This is a genomic window from Microbacterium sp. SLBN-111, assembly GCF_049739645.1.
Taxonomy (GTDB): Bacteria; Actinomycetota; Actinomycetes; order Actinomycetales; family Microbacteriaceae; genus Microbacterium.
Genome location: NZ_JBMGQH010000001.1, coordinates 1 through 10828, shown reverse-complemented (window position 1 = coordinate 10828; position 10828 = coordinate 1). Strand labels below are relative to the sequence as shown.

Below are 10828 nucleotides of genomic sequence, written 5' to 3'. Positions count from 1 at the left end.
GAGCATGAGCAGTGAGACCGGTCAGGGCACGAACGAGGGTGCGCTGTGGGGCGCCCGTTTCTCCGGCGGGCCGTCTCCCGAGCTCGCCGCGCTGAGCCGCTCCACCCACTTCGACTGGGACCTCGCGCTCTACGACATCGCCGGGTCGCACGCGCACGCCGCGGCCCTCGAAGCCGCGGGCTATCTGTCCGCCGATGAGGCCCGTGACATGCACGCCGGTCTCGACGCTCTCGCCGATCGCGTGCGGGCGGGCACGCTCGTCGCCGCCCCCGGCGACGAAGACGTGCACGGTGCGCTCGAGCGCGTGCTGATCGAGACGGTGGGAGCAGCCCTGGGCGGCAAGCTCCGCGCGGGTCGCAGCCGCAACGACCAGATCGCGACGCTCGTGCGCCTCTACCTGCTCGATCACGCGCGCACGATCACGCGCGAACTCCTTCGGCTCATCGACGCGCTCGTGGCCCAGGCGACCGCGCACGAGTCGGCCATCATGCCCGGGCGCACGCACCTGCAGCACGCACAGCCGGTGCTCCTCGCGCACCATCTCCAGGCCTACGGCTGGGCGTTCGTGCGCGGTATCGAGCGTCTGCGCGACTGGTCCGTGCGCGCCTCCGTCTCGCCGTACGGCGGTGGGGCGCTCGCCGGGGCGACGCTCGGTCTCGATCCGCAGCTGGTCGCCGACCGGCTCGGCCTCGCGCGCCCGGCCGAGAACTCGCTCGACGGCACGGCCTCGCGCGATGTCGTGGCCGAGTTCGCCTTCATCGCGGCGATGATCGGCGTCGACCTGTCCCGGCTCGCCGAAGACGTGATCCTGTGGAACACGCGAGAGTTCGGCTTCGTGACCCTCGACGACGCGTACTCCACCGGGTCGAGCATCATGCCGCAGAAGAAGAACCCCGACATCGCGGAGCTGGCGCGCGGCAAGGCCGGCCGGTTGATCGGCAACCTCTCGGGCCTGCTTGCAACGCTGAAGGGCCTCCCGCTCGCGTACAACCGCGACCTCCAGGAGGACAAAGAGCCGGTGTTCGACTCCGTGCGCACCCTGGAGCTCGTCCTTCCGGCCTTCTCCGGCATGATCTCCACCCTCCGCTTCCACACCGAGCGCATGGCGGAGCTCGCTCCGCAGGGCTTCTCGCTCGCGACGGACGTCGCCGAGTGGCTGGTGCGGCAGGGAGTGGCGTTCCGCGACGCCCACGAGATCTCGGGCGCTCTGGTCCGTGCGTGCGAGGAGCGCGGGATCGGTCTCGAGGATGCCGATGACGCCCTCCTGGCATCCGTCTCCCCGTCCCTCACGCCGGACGTGCGCGGAGTCCTGACCATCGAGGGGTCGGTCGCGAGCCGGACGGGTGCGGGCGGCACGGCCCCCGAACGCGTGGCGGAACAGCGCACCGAACTGGTCGCCCGGGCGCAGTCCGCGGCACACGCCCTGTCCCTCTGATTAGCCAAACACTTATAAACCCGCCCCCATAAGCAATACGCTTATCCCATGACCGCCGCCGTGATCGCCGATATCGTCCGCTCGCGAGAGTTGGACGATCGGACGGCCGCGCAGCGCGCGATCGAGACGGCGGTCGCCCGTGCGGAGGCCGACGTCCCGCTCGCCGTCGCCCCTCTCACAGCCGTCGTCGGCGACGAGCTGCAGGCCGAGTATCCGACGGTCGCCGCCGCGGCGGCGGCGCTGCTCCTCGTGCGCCTGAACCTGCCGGACGGGGTCGAGTGCCGTTTCGGCGTGGGCGTCGGCGACGTCCGCCCCGTGGAACTGGGGGACCGGACGATCCCCGAGGGGCCCGCGTGGTGGGCAGCGCGCGCCGCGATCGAGCGGATCGAGGCCGTGCAGCAGCGCGTCGCGCCGCTCGCGCGCACCTGGTTCGAGGCGCAGGAGGGAGCGGATGCCGAGGTGCGGCAGAGCGTCGCGCTCGCGAACGCCTACGCGCTGTCCCGCGATCAGCTCGTCTCGTCGATGAGCGAACGCGCGCGGCGCTTGACGTACGGCCGCTGCCTGGGCCGGTCGCAGCGCGAGCTCGCCGGAGACGAGGGCATCACCCAGTCCGCCGTGTCCCAGGCCCTGGCATCCGCCGGATCCGCCGCCGTCGTCGAGGGATTCCTCGCCCTGACCGGGGGAGGCGCCGCATGATCGCCGCTGCACTGCTCCTCGTCGCCGTCGGCGGAGTCGACCTGCTGCGTCGACTCATCGTCGGGCGTCGACGCATCGCGTTCGCCATCGCGGGCGTCGTGCTCGTGGCTGTCTCGGCGGGAGCGGATGCCATCGTCGCCGGTCTCCTCGCGGTCGCCGTCGCCGCGATCTGGACGTGGGTGGTGCCGGAGAGCGGTCCCGCCCGCGCGGGGCTGTGGCCGGTCGGTCTGCTCGGCGTCGCGGTGGCGGCGTGCGTGGTTGTCGCGCCCGCCCGCCCGCATCCCGGCATCCTGGGAGCGGCGTGGGAAGCGTACGGTCCGCGCGCCGGCCTCTCGCTGGACGTCGTGCTCCTGGTCGCGGGCTGTCTGCTGTTCCTCCTCGAGTCCGGGAACGCCGTCGTCCGCATCGCCCTCCGCGGCGAGATGGGGGAGCGGGTGCTGCCCGACGCGGGCGACGCACCGACGACGCTCAAGGGCGGCCGTCTCATCGGCCCGCTCGAGCGGATCCTCGTCTTCGCGCTCACTCTGGCGGGTGCCTATCCGCTGCTGGCCGCGGTTCTCGCGGCGAAGGGCATCGTGCGTTTCCCGGAGATCTCGCGCGACGGCGACGGCGGCGATCGCGCGGAGTATTTCCTCATCGGCAGTCTCGTCAGCTGGGTCACCGGGCTGGCGGCGGCGTTCGTCGTGTGGTGGAGCCTGCACGCGGCGTGAGCCGGCCGGCATCCGGGCCGACGCGCTGCCGCTGATAGCCTGGAAGGGTGTCCGCGCCCTCCGAAGAGCTCTCCGTTCGCGCCGTCGCGCCCGCCAATGATCCCGCTTTCGCCTCGGTGTGGGACGAGCTCGTCTGGCGCGGCCTGATCCACGTCTCGACCGACCAGGACGAGCTGCGCGACCTGCTTTCCGGGCCTCCCATCGTCTTCTACTGCGGCTTCGACCCGACGGCGCCCAGCCTCCACCTCGGCAACCTGGTCCAGCTGCTGACGATGCGTCGACTGCAGCTCGCGGGGCACCGCCCCCTGGGCCTGGTGGGCGGCTCGACCGGTCTCATCGGTGATCCCCGTCCCACGGCGGAGCGCACGCTCAACACGCGCGAGACCGTCGCGGAGTGGGTCGATCGGCTGCGGACCCAGGTGGAGCGCTTCCTGAGCTTCGAAGGTGACAGCGCGGCGCGCATGGTCAACAACCTCGACTGGACCGCCCCGCTCAGCGCGATCGATTTCCTCCGCGAGATCGGCAAGCACTTCCGGGTCGGGACGATGCTGAAGAAGGATGCCGTGAGCGCCCGCCTCAATTCCGAGGCCGGCATCAGCTACACCGAGTTCAGCTACCAGATCCTCCAGGGCCTGGACTACCTCGAGCTGTTCCGCGCCTACGGCTGCGTCTTGCAGACCGGCGGCAGCGACCAGTGGGGCAACCTCACCAGCGGCACCGACCTCGTGCGCCGCGTCGAGGGTGCCTCGGTCCACGCCATCGGCACCCCGCTCATCACGAACAGCGACGGGACGAAGTTCGGCAAGAGCGAGGGCAATGCGATCTGGCTGGATGCCGAGATGTGCAGCCCGTGGGCGATGTACCAGTTCTGGCTCAACACCGACGACCGTGATGTCGTCGAGCGCCTGAAGGTGTTCACGTTCCTCACCCGCGCCGAGATCGAGGAGTATGAGCGCCTCGTCGCGGACGAACCGTTCCGGCGCGCCGCGCAGAAGCGTCTGGCGCGCGAGGTCGTGACGACGGTGCACGGCACGGAGGCGACCGAGGCCGTCATCGCGGCCACCGAGGCTCTCTTCGGCCAGGGCGATCTCATGGCTCTGGATGCGGCGACCCTGCGCAGCGCGCTCGACGAACTGCCGCACGCGGTGCTGCCGCCCGGGTCGACCGTGGTCGACGCTCTCACCGCCACGGGGCTGGTCAGCAGCTTGAGCGAGGCGCGCCGAGCGATCGCGCAGGGCGGTGTCTCGCTCGACGGCGAGAAGGTCTCGTCCGATGACGCGGTGGTGACGGGCCTGCTCCCCGGCGGAGTGTCGGTCCTGCGCCGAGGGAAGAAGACCTTGGCCGGAGTGTTCGTCGGCTGATGCCCTTCACGCCGAGCCATGCCGTCGTCGCGCTCCCTTTCGTGCGCACACGGCTGGTGCCGGCGGCGATCGCCATCGGGGCGATGACCCCCGACCTGCCGTTGTTCCTCCGCGGCATGTGGCCCGACTACTCGATGACGCACGACCCCGCGTGGGTGGTCGTCACCTCGGGACTCGCGCTCGTGCTGTTCCTGCTCTGGCGGTGCGCCCTCCGGCCGGCCGTCCGCGAGCTGTCCCCGCGCGCTGTCGCCGAGCGTCTTCCCGCACGGTGGGATGCCGGCTTCCGCGAGGGGCTTCGTGAGTCGCTCAGCGGGGGAGGGGTGGCACTGATCTGGCTCATCGTCTCGCTGGCGCTCGGAGTCCTGACCCATATCGCGTGGGATCTCTTCACGCACGAGGGACGACTCGGGGTGGAGCTGATGCCCGCGCTCGAGGATCAGTGGGGACTTCTTCCCGGAGTGAAGTGGCTGCAATACGGGTCGAGCGCGTTCGGGCTGATCGTCCTCGCCGTCTACGGCCTCACCTGGGTGGCGCGGCGGAGCACAGCCCCGGTGCGTCGGGTGCTGCCCGATGCCGTTCGGATCATCTGGTGGGTATCTCTGCCGGTGGCTCTCATCACCGGCGGAGTGATCGCGGTCTCCGTGAGTACATCCCTCGGTGCCGCGATGACGCCGACCGCGCTGGTCTACGGCGTTCTGACGCGTATCGCTGCCGCATGGGCGATCGTGTCGGTTCTGCTCGCTGTCACGGTCCAGATCGTGCGGCGGCCCTAGATCCGCGTTTTTCCGGGGTTTTGGGCTCGCGACACGCCCGGGATGAGGCGCTGATTGGACGAGTCGGTCAGATCCGCGTAACTTATTACTTGTTCGCCCCACAGGGGAGAGCGGAGCGGCCGGAAGGCCCCGCGTCCTCTCAAGCGGTGAACCACCCCGATCAGAACTTGTGAGCTTCGGCTTCTGGGTCTAAGATCGGATTCTGCCACTCGGCGATTGTCTTCCATGACTGAATCTTCTGATTCGATTCGTGTGTTGTGACGTGCGTGTGGCGTATAAGGTAGTGAGGTTGCCTCACGGGTACGGTCTAGCGGCTGGTTCTGTGGGTGCGTCCGTTCCTTGAGAACTCAACAGCGTGCACTTGTCAAATGCCAATTTATTCCTCGTCGGTCCGTTTTTCGGATTGCGAGAAATTCCTTTGGATCAAAGTCCAACCCTTTGGGGTTGGCATTCGGATCGTCAGTAATGATGTTTCGTTTTGGTCAGATTGAACTCGTCTGTCCCGGCCTTATTCCGGTTGGGTGGGCATTTTTCTTTTACGGAGAGTTTGATCCTGGCTCAGGATGAACGCTGGCGGCGTGCTTAACACATGCAAGTCGAACGGTGAAGCCAAGCTTGCTTGGTGGATCAGTGGCGAACGGGTGAGTAACACGTGAGCAACCTGCCCTGGACTCTGGGATAAGCGCTGGAAACGGCGTCTAATACTGGATATGAGCTCTCATCGCATGGTGGGGGTTGGAAAGATTTTTTGGTCTGGGATGGGCTCGCGGCCTATCAGCTTGTTGGTGAGGTAATGGCTCACCAAGGCGTCGACGGGTAGCCGGCCTGAGAGGGTGACCGGCCACACTGGGACTGAGACACGGCCCAGACTCCTACGGGAGGCAGCAGTGGGGAATATTGCACAATGGGCGGAAGCCTGATGCAGCAACGCCGCGTGAGGGATGACGGCCTTCGGGTTGTAAACCTCTTTTAGCAGGGAAGAAGCGAGAGTGACGGTACCTGCAGAAAAAGCGCCGGCTAACTACGTGCCAGCAGCCGCGGTAATACGTAGGGCGCAAGCGTTATCCGGAATTATTGGGCGTAAAGAGCTCGTAGGCGGTTTGTCGCGTCTGCTGTGAAATCCCGAGGCTCAACCTCGGGCCTGCAGTGGGTACGGGCAGACTAGAGTGCGGTAGGGGAGATTGGAATTCCTGGTGTAGCGGTGGAATGCGCAGATATCAGGAGGAACACCGATGGCGAAGGCAGATCTCTGGGCCGTAACTGACGCTGAGGAGCGAAAGGGTGGGGAGCAAACAGGCTTAGATACCCTGGTAGTCCACCCCGTAAACGTTGGGAACTAGTTGTGGGGACCATTCCACGGTTTCCGTGACGCAGCTAACGCATTAAGTTCCCCGCCTGGGGAGTACGGCCGCAAGGCTAAAACTCAAAGGAATTGACGGGGACCCGCACAAGCGGCGGAGCATGCGGATTAATTCGATGCAACGCGAAGAACCTTACCAAGGCTTGACATACACCAGAACACCGTAGAAATACGGGACTCTTTGGACACTGGTGAACAGGTGGTGCATGGTTGTCGTCAGCTCGTGTCGTGAGATGTTGGGTTAAGTCCCGCAACGAGCGCAACCCTCGTTCTATGTTGCCAGCACGTAATGGTGGGAACTCATGGGATACTGCCGGGGTCAACTCGGAGGAAGGTGGGGATGACGTCAAATCATCATGCCCCTTATGTCTTGGGCTTCACGCATGCTACAATGGCCGGTACAAAGGGCTGCAATACCGTGAGGTGGAGCGAATCCCAAAAAGCCGGTCCCAGTTCGGATTGAGGTCTGCAACTCGACCTCATGAAGTCGGAGTCGCTAGTAATCGCAGATCAGCAACGCTGCGGTGAATACGTTCCCGGGTCTTGTACACACCGCCCGTCAAGTCATGAAAGTCGGTAACACCTGAAGCCGGTGGCCTAACCCTTGTGGAGGGAGCCGTCGAAGGTGGGATCGGTAATTAGGACTAAGTCGTAACAAGGTAGCCGTACCGGAAGGTGCGGCTGGATCACCTCCTTTCTAAGGAGCATCTGACGCCCTGTAATGGGGTTGTTCAGGCGCCGGATCAGACCGAATGTGTCTGCCGGTTAGCTCATGGGTGGAACGTTTGACGAGGTGCTCATGCCGGTGGTTCGGGTCTAGTACGCAGCTTGCTGCAGGAACGGTTCGTGTCATGGGGGTGGGTACGTGCACGCTGTTGGGTCCTGAGGGGCCGGGCGCTGATCGTGGGGTTTTCGGATCCTGGTGGTTGGTGGCTGTTCCTCGAGGGCCTTTTCTGGTGTCACGGTTGTGGCATGCGGGAGAGGTACCGCCCGTACTTTGAGAACTACACAGTGGACGCGAGCATCTTCCATGCAACCTTCGGGTTGTGTGGTGTAGATGATCTTAAAGATCATTAGTCAATTTTTTGACGATTCAACTCATGTGATTTCAAGTCTTTAAGAGCAAACGGTGGATGCCTTGGCATCTGGAGCCGAAGAAGGACGTAGCAATCTGCGATAAGCCTCGGGGAACTGATAAGCGAGTTTTGATCCGAGGGTGTCCGAATGGGGAAACCCCGCCAGGGCGCGTGCGTACCTGGTGACTCCCGCCTGAATATATAGGGCGGGTAGAGGGAACGTGGGGAAGTGAAACATCTCAGTACCCACAGGAAGAGAAAGCAACAGCGATTCCGTGAGTAGTGGCGAGCGAAACCGGAAGAGGCTAAACCTAGCGTGTGTGATAGCCGGCAGGCGTTGCATGTTGGGGGTTGTGGGACTTTTCTGATTGTTCTGCCGAGCAGTCGACGTGACAAGAGGGTATAGACGAACGGTTTTGAATGGCCGGTCATAGAGGGTGCGAACCCCGTAGTCGAAATGCCTGTTCTTGGCGTGAAGAGTATCCCAAGTAGCACGGGGCCCGAGAAATCCCGTGTGAATCTGTCAGGACCACCTGATAAGCCTAAATACTCCCAGATGACCGATAGCGGACAAGTACCGTGAGGGAAAGGTGAAAAGTACCCCGGGAGGGGAGTGAAATAGTACCTGAAACCGTTTGCTTACAAACCGTTGGAGCACCCCTGGTAGGTGTGACAGCGTGCCTTTTGAAGAATGAGCCTGCGAGTTAGCGATACGTGGCGAGGTTAACCCGTGTGGGGTAGCCGTAGCGAAAGCGAGTCTGAATAGGGCGATTCAGTCGCGTGTCCTAGACCCGAAGCGAAGTGATCTATCCATGGCCAGGTTGAAGCGACGGTAAGACGTCGTGGAGGACCGAACCCACTTAGGTTGAAAACTGAGGGGATGAGCTGTGGATAGGGGTGAAAGGCCAATCAAACTTCGTGATAGCTGGTTCTCTCCGAAATGCATTTAGGTGCAGCGTTGCGTGTTTCTTGCCGGAGGTAGAGCTACTGGATGGCCGATGGGCCCTACAAGGTTACTGACGTCAGCCAAACTCCGAATGCCGGTAAGTGAGAGCGCAGCAGTGAGACTGTGGGGGATAAGCTTCATAGTCGAGAGGGAAACAACCCAGACCACCATCTAAGGTCCCTAAGCGCGTGCTAAGTGGGAAAGGATGTGGAGTTGCTTAGACAACCAGGAGGTTGGCTTAGAAGCAGCCACCCTTGAAAGAGTGCGTAATAGCTCACTGGTCAAGTGATTCCGCGCCGACAATGTAACGGGGCTCAAGCACGCCACCGAAGTTGTGGCATTGACATTTTTGGTAGGCCTTCGTGGTCCAGCCGTGTTGATGGGTAGGAGAGCGTCGTGTCGCGAGTGAAGCGGCGGGGTGACCCAGCCGTGGACGCGACACGAGTGAGAATGCAGGCATGAGTAGCGAAAGACGTGTGAGAAACACGTCCTCCGAAAGACCAAGGGTTCCAGGGTCAAGCTAATCTTCCCTGGGTAAGTCGGGACCTAAGGCGAGGCCGACAGGCGTAGTCGATGGACAACGGGTTGATATTCCCGTACCGGCGAAGAACCGCCCAAGCTAATCCAGTGGTGCTAAGAGTCCTAGCACGGAATTTTCCGGATCCCTTCGGGGTGATGGTTGTCTGTGTGAACGCTCGACCCCATGCTGGTGCGGCTAGCGTATTAACAGGTGTGACGCAGGAAGGTAGCCCAAGCCAGGCGATGGTTGTCCTGGTGCAAGTGCGTAGGCCGAGTGATAGGCAAATCCGTCACTCATTGAGGCTGAGACACGATGCGGATAAAAAGTGGGTGATCCTATGCTGCCGAGAAAAGCATCGACGCGAGGTTCTAGCTGCCCGTACCCCAAACCGACTCAGGTGGTCAGGTAGAGAATACCAAGGAGATCGAGAGAATCGTGGTTAAGGAACTCGGCAAAATGCCCCCGTAACTTCGGGAGAAGGGGGGCCATCCACTTATTAGGACTTGCTCCGAAAGGGTGTGGTGGCCGCAGAGACTAGTGGGTAGCGACTGTTTACTAAAAACACAGGTCCGTGCCAAGTCGCAAGACGATGTATACGGACTGACGCCTGCCCGGTGCTGGAAGGTTAAGAGGACCGGTTAGCCGCAAGGCGAAGCTGAGAATTTAAGCCCCAGTAAACGGCGGTGGTAACTATAACCATCCTAAGGTAGCGAAATTCCTTGTCGGGTAAGTTCCGACCTGCACGAATGGCGTAACGACTTCCCAACTGTCTCAACCGCGAACTCGGCGAAATTGCATTACGAGTAAAGATGCTCGTTACGCGCAGCAGGACGGAAAGACCCCGTGACCTTTACTACAGCTTGGTATTGGTGTTCGGTGTGGCTTGTGTAGGATAGGTGGGAGACTGTGAAGCGGACACGCCAGTGTTCGTGGAGTCATTGTTGAAATACCACTCTGGTCACTCTGGATATCTAACTTAGGACCGTGATCCGGTTCAGGGACAGTGCCTGGTGGGTAGTTTAACTGGGGCGGTTGCCTCCCAAAATGTAACGGAGGCGCCCAAAGGTTCCCTCAACCTGGTTGGCAATCAGGTGGCGAGTGTAAGTGCACAAGGGAGCTTGACTGTGAGACTGACAGGTCGAGCAGGGACGAAAGTCGGGACTAGTGATCCGGCAGTGGCTTGTGGAAGCGCTGTCGCTCAACGGATAAAAGGTACCTCGGGGATAACAGGCTGATCTTGCCCAAGAGTCCATATCGACGGCATGGTTTGGCACCTCGATGTCGGCTCGTCGCATCCTGGGGCTGGAGTAGGTCCCAAGGGTTGGGCTGTTCGCCCATTAAAGCGGTACGCGAGCTGGGTTTAGAACGTCGTGAGACAGTTCGGTCCCTATCCGCTGCGCGCGTAGGAAGTTTGAGAGGATCTGACCCTAGTACGAGAGGACCGGGTTGGACGAACCTCTGGTGTGTCAGTTGTTCCGCCAGGAGCACCGCTGATTAGCTACGTTCGGGATGGATAACCGCTGAAAGCATCTAAGCGGGAAGCCGGCCTCAAGATGAGACTTCCATACCATTTATGGTGAGAGGCTCCCAGCCAGACTACTGGGTTGATAGGCCGGATGTGGAAGCGTAGTAATACGTGAAGCTGACCGGTACTAATAAGCCGATGACTTGATAACACACCGTTTTTGGTGCTTGCGTCCACTGAGTGGTTCTCGATGTACGGTCGGGAACACAACAATGACAATCGTTGTTGGTTTTTGAAACATCAATAGTGTTTCGGCGGCCATAGCGAGAGGGAAACGCCCGGTTACATTCCGAACCCGGAAGCTAAGCCTCTCAGCGCCGATGGTACTGCAGGGGGGACCCTGTGGGAGAGTAGGACACCGCCGGACTTCCTTTACACGAAATGGCCACCCAACGCTGGGTGGCCATTTCGCATATACGGACACAT

5 protein-coding genes and 3 rRNA genes are annotated in these 10828 nt (G+C 62.2%); all 8 read left to right on the top strand.

The window, feature by feature from the left end:
• Window positions 1-4 precede the first annotated feature (4 nt).
• The 8 genes from argH (at window position 5) to rrf (ending at window position 10769) form a co-directional block, all read left to right on the top strand.
• Window positions 5-1435, top strand: a complete 1431-nt coding sequence (gene argH, locus RKD05_RS00040; RefSeq protein WP_424707264.1) for an argininosuccinate lyase — start codon at window positions 5-7, stop codon at window positions 1433-1435.
• Window positions 1436-1483: 48 nt separating this feature from the next.
• Window positions 1484-2131: a SatD family protein gene (locus RKD05_RS00035; protein WP_063257931.1), complete on the top strand. Its 648-nt coding sequence runs from the start codon at window positions 1484-1486 to the stop codon at window positions 2129-2131.
• Window positions 2128-2841: a hypothetical protein gene (locus tag RKD05_RS00030; RefSeq protein WP_424707263.1), complete on the top strand. Its 714-nt coding sequence runs from the start codon at window positions 2128-2130 to the stop codon at window positions 2839-2841. The genes RKD05_RS00035 and RKD05_RS00030 overlap by 4 nt, the downstream gene beginning before the upstream one ends.
• A 47-nt stretch (window positions 2842-2888) precedes the next feature.
• The gene (gene tyrS / locus RKD05_RS00025) at window positions 2889-4202 is read left to right on the top strand and encodes a tyrosine--tRNA ligase (RefSeq protein WP_424707261.1); all 1314 of its coding nucleotides are present in this window, start codon (window positions 2889-2891) and stop codon (window positions 4200-4202) included.
• Window positions 4202-4975, top strand: coding sequence for a DUF4184 family protein (locus RKD05_RS00020; protein WP_424707259.1), 774 nt, complete (start codon window positions 4202-4204; stop codon window positions 4973-4975). Before tyrS ends, RKD05_RS00020 begins: the two co-directional genes overlap by 1 nt.
• A 535-nt stretch (window positions 4976-5510) precedes the next feature.
• Window positions 5511-7032 (top strand): 16S ribosomal RNA (locus RKD05_RS00015).
• Window positions 7033-7441: 409 nt separating this feature from the next.
• Window positions 7442-10553: ribosomal RNA gene (locus RKD05_RS00010) — 23S ribosomal RNA — on the top strand.
• 99 nt (window positions 10554-10652) lie between these two features.
• Window positions 10653-10769, top strand: a 5S ribosomal RNA gene (gene rrf / locus RKD05_RS00005).
• The 16S, 23S and 5S rRNA genes sit together here, the layout of an rRNA operon.
• The last annotated feature ends 59 nt before the right edge of the window (window positions 10770-10828 follow it).